This is a genomic window from Superficieibacter sp. HKU1 (assembly GCF_029319185.1).
Lineage (GTDB): Bacteria > Pseudomonadota > Gammaproteobacteria > Enterobacterales > Enterobacteriaceae > Superficieibacter.
The window spans coordinates 3,900,862-3,915,842 of sequence record NZ_CP119754.1; the positions used below are offsets into that span (position 1 = coordinate 3,900,862).

Here is a 14,981-nt window from a genome sequence, read left to right on the forward strand (position 1 = left end):
ATTCGCTCCGTTATTCTGCTCTGAGCACGGTCAGGCGGCCGTTAACCCGAAACGTCGCCTCACCATAACCGGCACTGACCAGCGTCCAGCCGGCAACGGTTTCGCCCTCTCCGACCAGGGCCACCTGCGACAGGCTGCTGTAGCCCCGGGGCGCGATGGCAGCCCAGGACTCTGCCCCCCGCTTCTCCACACCCGTCAGCACAAAAGGCGCATTGCGGGCCAGGCGAAGGGACGGAGCAGCACGACGTGTGTCAGCGGGACGGGGCTTTTTTGCAGCAGGCGCGTTTTTTTTGACCGGTGCGGCGACAGGTGCGGCGGGTGCGGGTGCCGGCTGTGATTTCAGCGCTGTCAGCTGCTCAGTCAGCGCACTCAGGCGGGTTTCCAGCCCCTGCTGTGCCTCCTGAAGAGTTCGCAATGACTGACGCACGGCATCGTCGCTGCCGGCCTGTTTCGCTGCTGCGCTCAGCTCCTGCTGCATCTCACCCAGTGTTTTCCGGGTGTCCTGCAGACCGGCTCTGAGCATGGTCACATCTGACTGCAGGGCCGCGACCGTCTCAGCAGTGGCCGCTGTACTGCCCTGAGATTCAAGGCGTGTAAGGCGTTCATCAAGGTTCGATATGCCCAGACTGAAGGCGGTGTAGCCCAGCGCCAGAATGCCAGCCAGCGCCACACCTGCGGCAGCGCCCCAGATGAGGCGGCGGCGTGGACGCCAGCTGAATCTTTTACGGGCCGGCGCGGGGTCAGTATGGAATGGTTGCTGTTCGCTCATTTTCTCAGAAACCCTCCGCTGACAGGTTTAACGGGGACGGACTGAGGGGCGCTGATGGCCGGTTGTGACACGGCTGACGGCGCAGGCGTGGACCAGCTGCTGACCGGCGGCGGAAGCTGGGAGACCGGCAGCTGGTAGCCGTCGCGCAGGCTGTGGCAGACCACACGTTGTACATCATCCACCTCAAGCTGCCAGGCCGGACCGGCAAGGACCTGCAGGGCAGTACGCAGGCGCATCGGGCCCAGCTGGTACTGGACTGCCGGCAATGCCTGGCGGTAAAGCACGCCGTTGGCGGAGCCGGTCGCGCAAAGGGAATAACCTGACTGGCGCAGGGCGTAACGCAGCGCATCCGCCACAGTAGGATGCAGGGATGACGGGATGCGAATATCAATAATCTGCGAGAGAGGGTCACGCTGGGCCGCCTGCGGATCGGTACTGACCAGCAGATAACGATCGTAGCGCACCACTTCCGGCGTCCGCGCATACTCGTCCGGAGAGACCGGCTGAACGTTGCGGGTGACGGTGGTGCCGGGTGCCGGGTCCGCAGGCGCACGTTGCTGCAACTTTTGCGGCTGGGAAACACAGCCCGCAAGGAGCAGCAGAGGAAGAACAGTGGCAAGCCTGCCTGGTGAAAATACGTTGTGAGAGGTGTTACGTTTCATCCGGAATTTTCCTGTACAGTGATAAAACAGCCCTCACTGTGCGGAATCGGTCCGGTTTCACTCAATTAACAACTGATTTTCCGTTGATGAAAAAAAACGCCGGCAAAAGCCAGCGTTTTTCACTAATAGCGCGCTGTCAGGCTACTTTATGGGGACGATGGGTCACATCGCCGCGGCCTTCAAGCAAACCCGCAATAGAAATGTCTTCGTCCAGCGCGTCCCAGTGGATACCACGGGGACTCAGTTCATAGCTGTTAAGCTGTTCAGTTGAAGCATGCAACAGGCGTGGAAACCATGCCAGCGGCACACCGATGGTACGGGCGTCGTTGAGTTCAACCCACATCGTGGCCTCATCGAAGCTGACCCGTTTAGCTGAAATAGTCATTCCAGGCCTCCAGAAACAATGCTTGGTTATCTTCAACGATCCCCGTCAGTTCTTTTAATACCCGTGAATTAAACCCATCGTTACTGGCCAGTACCACTGATGGCGTTAACCAGAATTTGGCTTCACTACCTGCTTTCATTACGTGAATGTGTGCAGGTTCGAGCGGGTTACCTTCATTAGAATAAAAAAAGAACCGGAAACCGTTGATCCTCAGTATAACAGGCATGTCAGTTATCCTTAAATGCTGACCGGATTATGTGTAAGTTCAGAGCAACTACCATAAAGGCTGTTCAGAGTGCATGGATTGCCGATTTTGGTACTCCATACCCGAATCCAATGAACGGTATATCGTCATCGAAGTCCATCGGTGGCGCACCGGCACTGCTGCCGGAAGCCTGGCCACTGTGAGTCGGTCCGGAAGGTTGCTGAGGCTGGCCCCAGTCATTCCGGGAAGACGTATTCTGACCGCTGCCGGACTGCCGACCGCCAAGCATCTGCATGGTGCCACCAATATTGACCACCACCTCTGTGGTGTATTTATCCTGGCCGGCCTGATCGGTCCATTTGCGTGTGCGCAGCTGGCCCTCGATGTAAACCTGGGAGCCTTTACGCAGATATTCACCCGCAATTTCTGCCAGCTTGCCGAAAATAACCACCCGATGCCATTCGGTCACTTCTTTCTGTTCACCGGACTGCTTATCGCGCCAGCTCTCAGACGTGGCCAGCGAAAGGGTGGCAACTGCGCTGCCGTTAGGAATATAACGAACTTCAGGATCCTGGCCGAGGTTTCCGACAAGAATAACCTTGTTAACGCCGCGTGAGGACATAATCATTTCTCCTGTAAGGAATAAAGGAACACCCCGCGAACGGGGTGTGTCAGGTGCGCATCAGAATGAGTTTTCTGCGTAGTTTTGTTGTGCGGCAGAGCCATTCTGCGGCGGCACGGAGTCAGATTTTTCAGTCTTGTAAACCATTTCCTGGCCTATTTTGATCCAGTCCACCTTTATCAGGCGGGCTTTCAGACTGACGCGCTGTTCGCCGGCATGGTCGCCCTTGTTCAGCGTAAATATGTCCGTGGACGGGTTACTCAGGTTAAAGCCCAACAGGACTTTCTTGTCTTCATCGACGGCTTTCTGGCAGCGGGCGATAAGGCTGGTTGCCTCTTTACCTGCGACAGAAATGTCAAAACGGACGTAGGCCGGATTATCAGTCGGACCACTCAGTGCATTGATTACGCAGCTGAGGAACGAGCCATTCTGATGGTTAACCTGGCGAATGTTGCTGAGATACCCGATGCCTTTGATAGTCAGGTTGAAGTACTCAGATTTTGCAGATGCAGAAGTGTTGTTTGCAGACATGATGTTTTCTCCATGGAGGTAAAAATAGGTACGACGGAGAAACCATCTGCCCTGACGGGAGTGGTTTCCCGTCGGGGGTCAGGATCGGTTGAATCCTGAGAGTCTGGTATGTTGAAGGAACCTTCATCGCCGCGTCGTAATGCGCTTGTACAGGCGATATCTGCTTTCAAAGGTGCGCAGATGTACCAAAGTTTGCTCCCTTTCAGGTTACAGGAGCTTTCGCTGTAGCCACCCGAAGGCGATTCTCACAGGCTACTGAATCATTGGTGGTCGTATGAACGACGGTTTAGCACTTTTATAATTAAACCGTCCTCCCGGAATGTCAACGGTCAAAATGGAAAACGTGATCCGTAAAAATAAAAGGGCACCGTTTCCGGTGCCCTGGGGTCAGTGCCTTAACCTGCGGTCGTCTCATCTGTCTCCGGGGAATAATCCCGACGCGGTTTTCACGGAGTGCATGCGTCTTACAGGTCAGTTAGTGTGCAATAACTTCCTGCCAGGCCTGCTGCGGGTAAATCCCGTTAAAGTTTACCTTACAGCACCGTGGCCAGCGGGGCACCTATGCATCAAAGCCTGGCAACAATAGCAGAACCCGCCCCGGGGTTGTACAGTGAAATAGTTCAATACTGCGCGGATTATTCTGTTTTAGCCTTAACCGATGTTTTTTTACGCTTCGCTGCTTTCTTCTTACCTGTACTGATAATTCCCTCACAGTCCGGATAGCGTATGCACCCCCAGAAATCACCATTTTTACCTTTACGTTTACGTGTGGGCCCTTTGCATAACGGGCAGGGAGGCGTGACGGGAGCGGTGATTTTCACACTGTCCTGGCGGCCTTTTTCGACAAGGTGACGGGTCCACTGCAGCTGCTTTTGCATAAAGACCGCAAGCGACATTTTCCCCTGCGAAATATCATCCAGTGCCTGCTCCCATAATGCGGTCATGCCCGGGCTCGTCAGCGTTTCCGGCAGGGCCGCAATCAGCTCCCGGGCCATCTGCGTTGAGTGGATGTGCTTCCCTTTTTTCTCCAGATAGTGTCGTTTGAAGAGGGTTTCGAGTACTGCCGCACGCGTCGCCTCTGTGCCCAGACCTGCGTTATCACGCAGCACTTTCTTCAGCTTCGGGTCACTGACGAAACTGGCCGCGTTCTTCATGGCAGCAATCAGCGTCCCCTCCGTGAACGGTTTGGGCGGACTGGTTTTCATATCCTTAACCTCAGAACCGGTGACAGCGCAAATATCCCCTTTTGCCAGCGCCGGCAGCGCCATACTGTCACCGTCGACGTCCTCTTCATCGTCATCTTTTTCAGCCTGGAACAATGACTTCCAGCCCGTCACCACACCGACTTTCCCGCGTGTACGGAACAGCTGGCCACCGATATTGAACGACGCCTCAGTCACGTCAGATTCCTGCAGCGGAAGGAACTGGGCGAAATAATGCTGGCGAATCAGCTGGTAGACCTTCAGCTCATCGGCGCTGAGGCGCGACAAATCAAATGCCTGCCGGGTGGGAATGATGGCATGGTGCGCGGTGATTTTCTTGTCATTCCAGACGCGCGAGACAAACTGCCTGTCCAGCTGATTCAGTACCGGGGCCACAGCGGGATCGGATTTCGCCACTGCTGCCAGCACGTCGGGAATTTCCTGCTGCATGGAGGTTGGCAGAAAACCACAGTCTGTCCGGGGGTAGGTGGTCGCTTTGTGGGTTTCGTAAAGTGACTGAGCAATGGCGAGCACATCATTTGCGCCCATGCCGAATTTTCGGGAACAGACCTGCTGAAGGGTGCCCAGGTCAAAACAGAGGGGTGCCGCCGTTTTCTCCCGCTTCTGGGTCACCTCCAGTACCGTAGCCCTGCCCTGCTGCTGACAAAGCTGTCCCACCGCCCGGGCTGCCTGAGGATTGATGCAACGCTTTTCCTCGTCACAGTACTGCTCAACGGGCACCCAGCCAGCCCGGAACCGGACGCCCTCTTTTTCAATAAGCGCATGTACCTGCCACCAGGGCTTTGGCACGAAGGACGTGATTTCATTATCCCGGTTAACCACCATGGCAAGCGTCGGCGTCTGTACCCGCCCGACGGACAGCACTTCTGACACCCCTGAGTCACGGGCTTTGAGGGTATAAAGGCGAGTCAGGTTCATACCGATGAGCCAGTCAGCCTGGCTCCGGCCCTTGCCGGCATCATACAGCAGGGCTGTTTTTTCCCCGGGAAGGATATTGCCCAGTGCTTCCTTCACACTGGCCTCATCCAGGGCTGACAACCAGAGCCGGCGTACCGCGCCACTGTAGCGGCAGTATTCCAGCAGCTCACGCGCGATAACTTCTCCCTCGCGGTCGGCATCGGTGGCGATGACCACCTCAGACGCCTTTTTGAGCAGCTTACTGATAACGGTGAACTGCGATTTTGTCTGCTCTTTGACGACCATTTTCCAGTCCTCAGGCAGCACAGGCAGAACATCGGCACGCCATGGCCTGCCATACTGCTCGCCATAGGCTTCAGGGCTGGCAGTTTCGAGTAAATGGCCGACCGCCCAGGTCACAACGATGTTACCGCCGCTGATAAATCCCTGCTCACGCTTGCTGATACCCAGTACGCGGGCAATATCCTTTGCCTGGGAGGGTTTTTCACACAGAAAGAGTTGCATGTGTTGCCTCCCGCATCAGCGTTTTTCACCCGCCGCAACAGCGCGGACATCATTCATCAGCTTCGTGACGCCGGACCCGGCCAGACGCTGTGCTGATGATGAGCGATAGACAACATAGAGCCTGCTGCCGGACCCGTTTTTCTCGATTTCGATATCCAGGTGATCACGTCCGTTCCAGTCGGAGCCCATTTTGTAGTAGCTGCCCGGCATGGCATCCCAGACGGGATGCGCATCATCTTCAGCCGCCGCTTTCCAGTCCCCGTCATTTGCGGCCTGCCGCAGTGCCTCAAGCTCCTGCGTGGAGATAAATTTGTAATGGCGCTTCAGGCGGGCCGCCGCGGTATCCACATCGACCGGCACGGAGAACGTTTTATCGACGGACTGCAGGGCCTGTTGCCCCGCCGGGCTCATCAGCGGCATCCCGCCACTTTCTCCGCTGCTGTTGCCGCCCAACGTTTTTGTCAGGTTTGCGGCTGTGTCACTGACCTGTTTATTAATCGCAGCCCAGTCCGTTGTTGCGCATCCGCTCAGTAAAAAGAAGGAGGTGAGGAGGAACACAGGGGGAATCATATCATTCCTCCTCTGCTATGGTGTTTTTAAGCGGAGGTGAGAACGAAGAACGTTTTTTACCGCGTAACACATCCGGATCAGGTTCGCCATTTCGCTCAATGGCAACAAGCCCTTGCGTGGTTTTTTCTGCAATATCACGGCGAGTCACTGCAAGTGTTCGGTAAGGCTGAATCACGCCATAGACCTGACGAACAGCATGGCCACCATTGTCCAGGATAGCGTCACGTTGCGAACGCGAAATCAGTCCGTAATGAAAAGCCTGGAAAGCTTTCATTGCTAACTGATCATATCCAACCAGAAGCCATACGCACCGGTATCCTAACGGTGAACGGCTGAAAACGCTGACATTTAACGGATCGGCTGATTCAACTTCCGAAAGCGTTACCCCTTTGGGTACGGCTGACAATATGGCATCCAGTGAACTGACGTTTTCATTAATTTTAAGTGTTGCTCGTTGCAGGGCTTCTTCGAGCCGTACCAGAGCCATATCGGCATAGGGATTATCTGCCGCTGAGTCTCGGGAAGCATTACCAGCTCGCGCAATGGCTTGCGGCATGCTGATTATTTCAGGCCTCTTTTTTTTCACCCCTGTCTCGTCCGGAGCATCACGTTTCCTGCCCTCCCAAAGCCGGATTGCATAATGTGTATGGAGCAGGATATTAACAGAGGACTGTAGGGCCCCCGCTCGTGAAGCGGTTGTTCCGCCCTTTGTTTTACCATCAGACATGTCTAACGCCTCTCTTTAGTGGGTAATGAGTTTTGACACGCTTGAGATAGTCCGGGCGAGAGGGGTATATGAACAACTTAAAACCAGATCGTCACCGTTACAAATTTGCAGAACCTTCATCTCTTTTATGGCGAAGAAGTATTGCCTGGCTTTCAACCAGTGTTGCCACTGGCAACAGTGCTCGCTTTTTAGCCAGTGTTGCCACTGGCAACAGTGCTTACTTTTTAGACAGTGTTGCCACTGGCAACAGCGCTTACTTTTTAGACAGTGTTGCCACTGGCAACAGCGCTTACTTTTTAGACAGTGTTGCCACTGGCAACAGTGCTTACTTTTTAGCCAGTGTTTCCACTGGCAACAGCGCTCACTTTTTAGCCAGCATTTTGCTGGCAAAAGTGCAAGACTTCATGCTCCGCTGCCTGTAAAAATCTGCGATTTCATGAATTTATGATTTTTTCCCGAATTTTCTTCACCAGATCCCTGATATTTTCCTCCGATACCGGGCGGGCAGAGGCGCGTGGTTCGGGTTTCCATTGTTGCTGTTCGGGACGCTGAACTGTTTTTTGCCCGACACTGTCAGATATATCGCCACCCTGACGGGGCGCGTATAACCTGCCCTCACGTGCCTTCTTCATCACGGCCAGCAACCAGCCAACCGGGTTGCTGAGCTGCTGGCGTGCCATCACCTTTTGCAGGCTGAGCAGCACAAGTTTTGCCTGTTCTTCAGGCAGCGCCTGCAGCTGGGCGGTCAGCATGGCAATATCTTCTGCCGGCACAAGTTCATGCAGACTGTCGGGAAGCACAGGTTTACCCGGTACGTACGTATTTTTATTCACACTGTGTGTGATACTACGTACGTAATGGTTCGGTTTCCGAACCCGGTCATAACTGCTTGTTTTTACTGGCAGTACGGATTCCGAACTCAGTGAATTGTTGTACCTTTCTGGACTGAGTTCGGTATCCGAACCCTGTTTTTTAGCGACGATTCCTGGCCGTTTATGACTGAGTTCTGTTTCCGAACCCGGTGCGGGACAGGGTATTCGGTGATGATGTTTCGCCATCTGGCTGGGAGTCTGTGGGCTGTCCAGACGCGATTCGATCAGTGCAAGATGGCTGCGATAATGGCGCATGGTGGGGTCGTTTTTTATATCGTCGAGCACTTCGCGGGCGGTCTGGCTGATAGTCCGGTTTTTACTCAGGCAGGCATCCGCCACCACATCAAGGAAGCGGGGGTCGAGCATTTCCGCATCGCTGAACGTCAGGGGCTCATCGTGCTGAGCATAGATATTCCCCCGCACCCGCCCTTTATCATCCCGCACGCGTTTACAGAGGCTGAGCCAGCCGGTTATTCGCAGCATCAGCAGGACGCGGCTTACCGTTTCCCTTGAGGCTTTCCCCTTTCCGGGTGAGGCAAGCTGCAACTGCAGTTCGTCATAGCTGGGGAAAACCGCCCCCTCATTATTTTGTGCATACAGCCGGATCATCATCCAGCCCATCTTGTCCAGTGGTGACAACCGCGTGTCGAGCAACAGCCGGCGGGGAATGGAATCATGCACATTTCCGGTAAACAGCAGGCCGTTACGTATCCTGCCATCATCCCGCCGGGGACTGGCCGCAAGGCGGGCATTCATTTTATCCAGCGTATAAGCAATCAGGCTTTCTGCAGGCAGACTCATTATTTTTCCTTTTCGGCCGCCATCACGGCCGTTCTGAACTGTCAGTATGCTTAGTACTGCACCCGCGTACGGGTGCAGGGTAAACAGGCTGTCATGCTGCTATTTCCGTATGGCGCTGTTATAGCGTTCGTGGCTGAGAAGAAGCCATGTCCGGCCTTCGTTGCGACTCAGCAGACGCCAGAACGGGCCGAGATCGATTTTGTAGTAACCGCAGCCTTTCTCATCGAGCCGGGTGTAATTACGCGCCCCCTGCCGGAAACGGCGAACCTGACGTAACGCCTTTTGACAGCATTGCGGCGGCGTACCATGGGGAGCCCGCAGGCCCGGCGCAACCATCCTGTATTTCATGCCGTCTTCCTTACCGGCGTTCGGGCCGGAGAAGGCTGCCGGGTCTTGTGCCAGCCGCGGACGGCATGCCAGACCGACGTCAGCGAGACGTTCATCTGTTCTGCAGCCAGCATCATCACGTCCAGCCCGTCAGCACTTTCCGCGTCTTCAACGCCGGACTTTTGCCACTGACGCCACAGGGCGGCGTTTTCCTCATCACCCAGTGCGTTACCGCGCCCCGGCCGGACATCGATACCGGCAATGCGACGGCGGGCCGCCACGTCCGTACTGGAGAGCCCGAAGTAATTGGCCATCAGTTCAATGGAGCCGCCCAGCGCCAGCGCCCGATCGATACGCTGGAGTCGTTTCTGTTCCGTCCGGGCCTGCTGTAGCATGCGCACCAGATTGCCGTGATTGATGCCCACACTGATGATCGACACCTCACTGCCGGAAAGGTAGTGAAGCTCTTCGAGCGAGAGCCCCTGCAGCATCTGCATTTCCTCGCGGTTCAGTCCCAGCGATTCGCAGCGGCGGAGATAGCCACTTCTGAGATCCATAACCAGCTGCATCAATAATCCGTTTGCAGCCTGAGATAAACTGTTCATCATTCCCCCTTAATCCTGACGGTAACCAATGGCTGCCGGACCCCGGCCGCTGACACCCTGATGAAGACGGGCATTTTGTCCGGCTTCATACCCCTGATAACGTGCTGTATCCGCCCCGCGGCAGGCTTTCAGTTCACGGGTTGTGACTGTTTTCATACTGCGGCTTTCCAGCCAGTGGCTCATTACCTGCTGCTCCTCGCTGCTGATGTCAGTTGCCGATATCACCTCACGCACCCCACATACCCAGCCGTCACGGAACTGCTCCGCTCTCGCCCGGCGTGTGGCCAGTTTCAGCCGCTTACTCTGGGTTTTGAGATAAGAATTTGTGGCATCTTTCAGCTGGCGCGTCAGCACATCAAAGGCATAGGCTGCTATCTCAGGTTTTTCACTGAATCCGTAAAAGGTTACCGAACGGCGATACCCGGCAGAGGTCTGACGCCATGAGTAATAAGCGCGGCAGCCAAAGGCATGACAGACGCCCCGGACAAGGGTCACCATCCATTCCGGAACTTTTTCAGCATCCGAAGGGGCCGTGCGGGAAGACGCTTCGCGCACGGATGTAAGGCCGGCATCAAGCTCGCTGATACCGTATCTGGCCATCAGCTTCTGGGCACGCTGCAGGGCCAGTCCTGCCTCATGGGCATTACTGTTGCTGCGGCCCAGCTTCAGCAGTTTCCTGACAAGATTCAGCAGTCGCAACTGTCGCTGTGAGTTATTCATCACTGTTATCCTCCCCGTACTTCAGACCGCGTTGCAGCTCCCGGAGACGGCGCATAACGCGCATCAGGCGGAGCAGTTTCAGAGCATCTTCATCTGTCAGGGCAGGTGCTTCCCCCTCACCCGGGCCGCCGGTGAAAAGCTCCGGCAGGCCACACACTCCTGCCGCAGGATGCAGCGCAGGCGCTTCGCCGGTCAGGCCCAGCAGAAATGCGGCGGCTTCAGAACGCACCTCACCTGCCCCGACGTAACCGGCAGACATGTCGTTGTCGCGTTGAGGAAGAATTTCATCTTCGCAGCCAAGGACCTCACCCAGCTCCCAGGCCAGACGAAAAGCGGTATTCTGCAGGTGTTCGATATCGTCCTGATGGGCCGGCACATGCCAGATGCTGTCATTACTCACCGGCGCGTCATCCTGCAGGACAACTTCAGGTTCTGGTGTTAAAAGAGAAAGCAGGCCATCCTCCCCATTGTCCTCTTCTCCGCCATTCTCTTCTCTGTACCCATCGGAGAGGGTAACCAGCCCGCTAACATCCCCGCTCTCACCTGAAATAACCGGCGCGGCACCGTACATATCTGGCTGAACCTCATGCCGGGGGGGCTCATTAATCGGTGTTTCAGAAGGAGAAGACGCATTACCCGGAACGGGCGTTACAGCCCCTCCTGAGACCTCAGGACGTGAACTGGAGACAGGTAGCGGGACGCCTTCACTCTCATCTGAGCCTGTGGTATGCAGGGCGTGATCAGCATTAACAGGCTTGTTTGCGGCGGGAAAGGCAACCGTCTCCGGCTCGCCAAAGTGATGTCTGCGGTTGCGTTCTTTAGGATCGAGTTCCATCATCCAGCGGTCATAGTCCAGTTCCGGATGGGGTAACGCCTGCAGTAAATCACCAATAAATTCATCGCGAAACATCTCCAGAGACCACAGTTCCGGGGAGTTGAAACGGCCACAACACTGGCCAAAAACGTCGCTGAAGGATTTGTCGCCTGTGTCTGAAATCAGGCAAAACTCATCCCACACGCGTTCCGCATCATGCCGGAGCGCCAGCAGTGACGTTATTTGTGGCCTGCCAAGCCCGGACTCAAGCAGGTCTGGGATCCACGGATAAAGATATTTCAGCGCATCTTCCATACGGCTGACTGTTGAGTAATGGACTGGCAAACCTTCATGGGTCAGTAGCTCTGACAACTGACGCAACGAAACCGTCTTTCCCATCTGCTCTTCATATATAGAGCGGGCTTTGTGGATCCCCTGCGCTTTTTCAATAAAACTCAGCTCCCCGCGCACTTCATTCTCTGCCAGATGGCCAATAACACACTGCAGCCGTCCCGGCCACGGCTTGAACAACACATGGACGCGGAAAAACTGGTCTTCTCCGGTTTCCTGCCACAGTTCTGACAGGATCTGATAACGTGTATTACCCCCGTCGCTGAAGATGTACATATCGGGCTCACCATCCGGGTCACGGGTGACTTTGGGCACGGTGTCCAGCCCGCGCGAACGGATGGAAGCCTTGATATCGTCATAACGCGGATTGCGTGATGTTCGCGGATTATCAGGATTCGGGCTTAACTGGTCGAGCGTCAGGACCATGGGCATTTCAGCCGCCGGCATGACGCTGATATTGCCGGCCGCCTGCGACTGGCGTCCGGGCTGCAGCATGGCAGCCCCCACATTAGAACTTTTACGGCTCATGCCTGTTTCCTCCCGCTGCGGTAACCGAAGTCATAGCTGCCTTCCTGAAACTCCGAAAAGAGGGTGTAACGCCCGTCAAATTTGACTTTTACCGTGCCGGTTGGCCCCTGCCGCTGCTTGCCGACAATGATCTCAGCCACCCCGGCATCAGGGGTGCCGGGGTTATAAACCTCATCCCGGTAAATAAACATGATGAGGTCCGCATCCTGCTCCAGCGCACCGGAGTCACGCAGGTCACCATTATTGGGGCGTTTATCGGCCCGCTGCTCCACCAGGCGGTTGAGCTGGGAAAGCGCCAGTACCGGACAGCCCAGCTCTTTACCGAGCGCCTTAAGCGAGCGGGAAATTTCCGCTATTTCCTGCGTGCGGTTTTCCTGCTCGGGGGAGCGGACAAGCTGCAGATAGTCCAGCATGATGAGAGAGGGTCTGCCGTATTTGCGGACATAGCGTCGGGCGCGGGCGCGCAGTGTGGCCGGGGTCTGGTAACTGGTATCATCAATGATCAGACGGTTTTTCCACTCAATAATGCGACCGGTTGCCTCGGACACGCGAGCCCAGTCTTCATCATCCATGTTGCCGCTGCGAAGCCGGGACAGTTCCACCCGGCCTTCCATCGCCAGCAGGCGCATCATCAGCTGCTCTGAGGGCATTTCAAGACTGAACACAAAGACGTGATCGTCAGGTTTTGCGCTCACGGCCGCTGTGCAGGCGGCCATGGCCAGCGACGTTTTCCCCATGGAAGGACGGGCGGCCAGCAGGGCCAGATCGCCGGGCTGGAGACCACAGGTCATCGCGTCCAGTTCACTGAACCCTGTCGGTGTCCCGGTGAGGCCGTCACTGGCGGACATGCTTTCCAGCTGCGTCAGCAGTTTATCCAGCGCCTCGTTAACACCGGTCTCACTGTTGAGCTGCATGGCTCCCTGTTCGGCAATGTTAAACAACTTACCTTCGGCCGACTCAAGAATGCCCGCCGAGCTCGCTTTCGGGGCCTGCACATCGGAAAGAAGACTGTTACCCACAGTCATCAGCTGCCGCAGGCGGCTTTTCTCCGCCACCACCCCGGCGTAAGCCAGGATATTGGCTGCAGACGGCGTGTTTTTACTCATTTCAGCCAGATAAGCAAAGCCGCCACACTGTTCAAGGTCGCCTCTGTTCTCCAGCCGTTCCGTAATAGTGATGAGATCGAGCGGTAGCCCTTCTCCGGCCAGCTCGGCCATGACGCGGAAGACCATACGGTGCGGCCGGGAAAACAAATCTTCCGGGGAGATTTGCAGTATCACCTCATCCCACCGGTCGTTATCAAGCATCAGTCCGCCCAGTACGGCCTGCTCAGCCTCATAAGAGCAGGGCATCATCATCTCAGACATGACGCACCTCCCGGGTCAGAACGTCACTGAAATGGCTCTGCCACTCAGGGAACAGTTCACACGCGAGGTCGTGCATGGTGACGGCTGCGGCCGGACCTTTGCGGCGTGTTTTGTATTCCAGACGATGCACGGGCTGCTGCTTTACGTGCCCCAGTTTGAAAATATCCAGCGCCTCGATACGGGTATTGAGTAAACGATAAACGTCACGGTTGCCCAGCGCAGAGGCGTCGTAATGTTTTTCGTTAATGATGGCGGCAAGACCGTCCATTGCTTCACGGTCAAGCAGGGTGTTTTCGATACAGTTGACGAGAATGGAAATATCAGGAAGGCGGATACCGTAATTTTCATAGGTTTTCAGGCGGTTAAGCATGTGAAGGGAGCCGCGGATAAATTCGCGGACATCCGGAAGGATGGGTTTAACAACGCCCATCACATTACCGGTAGAGGAAAGGAGGGAAAGTTCGGTCATGACGCCTGTTGCGCCTTTCGAATCCACAATAATGACGTCATAACGGTTAAAGAAAGGATGCTGAAGTATGTTACGCAGGCGAAGACGGCCATCTGCAGCGTGGAGCATCGCGGTCGGCAACAGTTCGTCCGGGTCGTTAGAGTAGATGACATCGAGATTTTTTATGGCGGTCTGCGAAATGCATTGCATATGGTCACTGACCATCTGCATCAACAATTCATAGAGACCGAAAGGGGATTCATGCTCCAGCGCGAAGATACTGCTGGCTGTGGGCTGGGAATAGTCTGCATCCACAAGAAGGGTATTCAGGCCAGCATCGGCAAGAAAACCGGCAAGGTAAGCAGCAAACGTGGATTTGCCTTCTCCACCTTTGGGAGAGATAACGGGAAGTATTTTCATTTTGCACACTCTTTACAGTATGCAAATACGCCTGTTTACAAACTATTAACTTTGACTCAGGGATTGAAAATCCCCGTGTCCTTGGTTCGATTCCGAGTCCGGGCACCACCTTTCCTTTTTATGCTTCCCTATAAATCCCCATGTATTTGTGACTCAATGAGTTAGCGTAAAAACTTTCCTGATACGTTTTGATTTATCTCTGTGTATCCGGAAAATTGTGGGGCAGATTACGGGTCATTCAGTTCGATGAATGGAGAGACCCTCATGTTGACTGACAGTAAAATCCGCGCCGCGCCCCCCCGAAAAATCCTACAAATTCACCGATGCATAACGTCTGTACCTGACGGTATCTGCCAGCGACTCTAAGCTGTGGTATTTCCGCTATCGTTTTGAAGGTAAGGAAAATCGTCTGGCCTTCGGCCCCTATCCTCAGGTTACGCTGGCAGAAGCCCGTAAAGGTTAAGGGCGCTGAAAATCAGCAGGTACAGGACTTACCGGGATAGTTTCCGGCCAGGTGAAACGTCAGCCAGCAGACTGGCGCAGTGAAGGATGACCCCTGCCGCAGGTATTTTTGCGGCCCGGCGATTGCAGAAGTTTGCACCTAAAGGTATT

The 14,981-nt window shown here is 55.3% G+C and carries 18 protein-coding genes and 1 pseudogene; 2 read left to right on the plus strand and 17 right to left on the minus strand.

Annotation, left to right across the window (positions count from 1 at the left end):
* Positions 1–10 precede the first annotated feature (10 nt).
* The 9 genes from P0H77_RS18520 to P0H77_RS18560 all read right to left on the minus strand — a co-directional run bounded on the left by P0H77_RS18520 (position 11) and on the right by P0H77_RS18560 (position 7,116).
* Positions 11–769 carry a hypothetical protein gene (locus P0H77_RS18520; RefSeq protein ID WP_276158689.1) on the minus strand — a complete coding sequence of 253 codons (759 nt, stop codon included), beginning with the start codon at positions 767–769 and terminating at the stop codon, positions 11–13.
* The gene (locus tag P0H77_RS18525) at positions 766–1,431 is read right to left on the minus strand and encodes a PilL N-terminal domain-containing protein (RefSeq protein ID WP_276158690.1); all 666 of its coding nucleotides are present in this window, start codon (positions 1,429–1,431) and stop codon (positions 766–768) included. The genes P0H77_RS18520 and P0H77_RS18525 overlap by 4 nt, the downstream gene beginning before the upstream one ends.
* 136 nt (positions 1,432–1,567) lie before the next feature.
* On the minus strand, positions 1,568–1,816 hold the full coding sequence (locus P0H77_RS18530) for a DUF2442 domain-containing protein (protein ID WP_004115558.1): 249 nt from the start codon (positions 1,814–1,816) through the stop codon (positions 1,568–1,570).
* Positions 1,800–2,042: a DUF4160 domain-containing protein gene (locus P0H77_RS18535; RefSeq protein WP_004115560.1), complete on the minus strand. Its 243-nt coding sequence runs from the start codon at positions 2,040–2,042 to the stop codon at positions 1,800–1,802. The genes P0H77_RS18530 and P0H77_RS18535 overlap by 17 nt, the downstream gene beginning before the upstream one ends.
* Before the next feature lie 64 nt (positions 2,043–2,106).
* A complete protein-coding gene (locus P0H77_RS18540; protein ID WP_004115562.1) occupies positions 2,107–2,643 on the minus strand; it encodes a single-stranded DNA-binding protein in 537 nt (178 codons plus the stop codon).
* A gap of 60 nt (positions 2,644–2,703) precedes the next feature.
* The gene (locus tag P0H77_RS18545; RefSeq protein WP_006785950.1) at positions 2,704–3,174 is read right to left on the minus strand and encodes an STY4534 family ICE replication protein; all 471 of its coding nucleotides are present in this window, start codon (positions 3,172–3,174) and stop codon (positions 2,704–2,706) included.
* A 635-nt stretch (positions 3,175–3,809) separates the two neighbouring features.
* Positions 3,810–5,819 (minus strand): DNA topoisomerase III, encoded by a 2,010-nt coding sequence (locus tag P0H77_RS18550; protein WP_276158691.1) that lies wholly within the window; start codon positions 5,817–5,819, stop codon positions 3,810–3,812.
* 15 nt (positions 5,820–5,834) lie between these two features.
* On the minus strand, positions 5,835–6,389 hold the full coding sequence (locus tag P0H77_RS18555; RefSeq protein ID WP_276158692.1) for a hypothetical protein: 555 nt from the start codon (positions 6,387–6,389) through the stop codon (positions 5,835–5,837).
* Between the two features lies 1 nt (position 6,390).
* Entirely contained in the window at positions 6,391–7,116 is a 726-nt protein-coding gene (locus P0H77_RS18560) for a PFL_4669 family integrating conjugative element protein (RefSeq protein ID WP_276158693.1), read from the minus strand.
* 68 nt (positions 7,117–7,184) lie between these two features.
* Here P0H77_RS18560 and P0H77_RS18565 point away from each other — a divergent pair, with 68 nt between their 5' ends.
* Positions 7,185–7,538: a hypothetical protein gene (locus P0H77_RS18565; RefSeq protein ID WP_276158694.1), complete on the plus strand. Its 354-nt coding sequence runs from the start codon at positions 7,185–7,187 to the stop codon at positions 7,536–7,538.
* 12 nt (positions 7,539–7,550) lie between these two features.
* Here the strand turns inward: P0H77_RS18565 and P0H77_RS18570 are convergent, their stop codons facing one another.
* From P0H77_RS18570 to P0H77_RS18600, 7 genes are all read right to left on the minus strand, one after another.
* Positions 7,551–8,789: an STY4528 family pathogenicity island replication protein gene (locus P0H77_RS18570; RefSeq protein WP_276158695.1), complete on the minus strand. Its 1,239-nt coding sequence runs from the start codon at positions 8,787–8,789 to the stop codon at positions 7,551–7,553.
* A 99-nt stretch (positions 8,790–8,888) separates the two neighbouring features.
* Positions 8,889–9,137 carry a hypothetical protein gene (locus P0H77_RS18575; protein ID WP_004115572.1) on the minus strand — a complete coding sequence of 83 codons (249 nt, stop codon included), beginning with the start codon at positions 9,135–9,137 and terminating at the stop codon, positions 8,889–8,891.
* Positions 9,134–9,724: a DUF2857 domain-containing protein gene (locus P0H77_RS18580; RefSeq protein WP_006777722.1), complete on the minus strand. Its 591-nt coding sequence runs from the start codon at positions 9,722–9,724 to the stop codon at positions 9,134–9,136. The genes P0H77_RS18575 and P0H77_RS18580 overlap by 4 nt, the downstream gene beginning before the upstream one ends.
* A gap of 6 nt (positions 9,725–9,730) precedes the next feature.
* The gene (locus P0H77_RS18585; RefSeq protein WP_004115576.1) at positions 9,731–10,441 is read right to left on the minus strand and encodes a DUF2786 domain-containing protein; all 711 of its coding nucleotides are present in this window, start codon (positions 10,439–10,441) and stop codon (positions 9,731–9,733) included.
* Positions 10,434–12,134, minus strand: a complete 1,701-nt coding sequence (locus tag P0H77_RS18590) for a ParB family protein (protein WP_276158696.1) — start codon at positions 12,132–12,134, stop codon at positions 10,434–10,436. The genes P0H77_RS18585 and P0H77_RS18590 overlap by 8 nt, the downstream gene beginning before the upstream one ends.
* The gene (gene dnaB-PI, locus P0H77_RS18595) at positions 12,131–13,501 is read right to left on the minus strand and encodes an SPI-7-type island replicative DNA helicase (RefSeq protein WP_004115579.1); all 1,371 of its coding nucleotides are present in this window, start codon (positions 13,499–13,501) and stop codon (positions 12,131–12,133) included. Before dnaB-PI ends, P0H77_RS18590 begins: the two co-directional genes overlap by 4 nt.
* Positions 13,494–14,369 (minus strand): ParA family protein, encoded by an 876-nt coding sequence (locus P0H77_RS18600; RefSeq protein WP_276158697.1) that lies wholly within the window; start codon positions 14,367–14,369, stop codon positions 13,494–13,496. The genes dnaB-PI and P0H77_RS18600 overlap by 8 nt, the downstream gene beginning before the upstream one ends.
* A gap of 264 nt (positions 14,370–14,633) precedes the next feature.
* Here P0H77_RS18600 and P0H77_RS18605 point away from each other — a divergent pair.
* Positions 14,634–14,826: pseudogene (locus tag P0H77_RS18605) on the plus strand (Arm DNA-binding domain-containing protein); the annotation flags it as partial.
* A gap of 18 nt (positions 14,827–14,844) precedes the next feature.
* Here P0H77_RS18605 and P0H77_RS18610 read toward each other — a convergent pair.
* A complete protein-coding gene (locus P0H77_RS18610; protein WP_276158698.1) occupies positions 14,845–14,970 on the minus strand; it encodes a hypothetical protein in 126 nt (41 codons plus the stop codon).
* Between the last annotated feature and the right edge of the window lie 11 nt (positions 14,971–14,981).

Coding starts and splice junctions, on each gene's coding strand:
- P0H77_RS18520 (WP_276158689.1), bottom strand. CDS start 769: ATGAGCGAACAGCAACCATTCCATACTGACCCCGCGCCGGCCCGTAAA.
- P0H77_RS18525 (WP_276158690.1), bottom strand. CDS start 1,431: ATGAAACGTAACACCTCTCACAACGTATTTTCACCAGGCAGGCTTGCC.
- P0H77_RS18530 (WP_004115558.1), bottom strand. CDS start 1,816: ATGACTATTTCAGCTAAACGGGTCAGCTTCGATGAGGCCACGATGTGG.
- P0H77_RS18535 (WP_004115560.1), bottom strand. CDS start 2,042: ATGCCTGTTATACTGAGGATCAACGGTTTCCGGTTCTTTTTTTATTCT.
- P0H77_RS18540 (WP_004115562.1), bottom strand. CDS start 2,643: ATGTCCTCACGCGGCGTTAACAAGGTTATTCTTGTCGGAAACCTCGGC.
- P0H77_RS18545 (WP_006785950.1), bottom strand. CDS start 3,174: ATGTCTGCAAACAACACTTCTGCATCTGCAAAATCTGAGTACTTCAAC.
- P0H77_RS18550 (WP_276158691.1), bottom strand. CDS start 5,819: ATGCAACTCTTTCTGTGTGAAAAACCCTCCCAGGCAAAGGATATTGCC.
- P0H77_RS18555 (WP_276158692.1), bottom strand. CDS start 6,389: ATGATTCCCCCTGTGTTCCTCCTCACCTCCTTCTTTTTACTGAGCGGA.
- P0H77_RS18560 (WP_276158693.1), bottom strand. CDS start 7,116: ATGTCTGATGGTAAAACAAAGGGCGGAACAACCGCTTCACGAGCGGGG.
- P0H77_RS18565 (WP_276158694.1), top strand. CDS start 7,185: ATGAACAACTTAAAACCAGATCGTCACCGTTACAAATTTGCAGAACCT.
- P0H77_RS18570 (WP_276158695.1), bottom strand. CDS start 8,789: ATGAGTCTGCCTGCAGAAAGCCTGATTGCTTATACGCTGGATAAAATG.
- P0H77_RS18575 (WP_004115572.1), bottom strand. CDS start 9,137: ATGAAATACAGGATGGTTGCGCCGGGCCTGCGGGCTCCCCATGGTACG.
- P0H77_RS18580 (WP_006777722.1), bottom strand. CDS start 9,724: ATGATGAACAGTTTATCTCAGGCTGCAAACGGATTATTGATGCAGCTG.
- P0H77_RS18585 (WP_004115576.1), bottom strand. CDS start 10,441: ATGAATAACTCACAGCGACAGTTGCGACTGCTGAATCTTGTCAGGAAA.
- P0H77_RS18590 (WP_276158696.1), bottom strand. CDS start 12,134: ATGAGCCGTAAAAGTTCTAATGTGGGGGCTGCCATGCTGCAGCCCGGA.
- dnaB-PI (WP_004115579.1), bottom strand. CDS start 13,501: ATGTCTGAGATGATGATGCCCTGCTCTTATGAGGCTGAGCAGGCCGTA.
- P0H77_RS18600 (WP_276158697.1), bottom strand. CDS start 14,369: ATGAAAATACTTCCCGTTATCTCTCCCAAAGGTGGAGAAGGCAAATCC.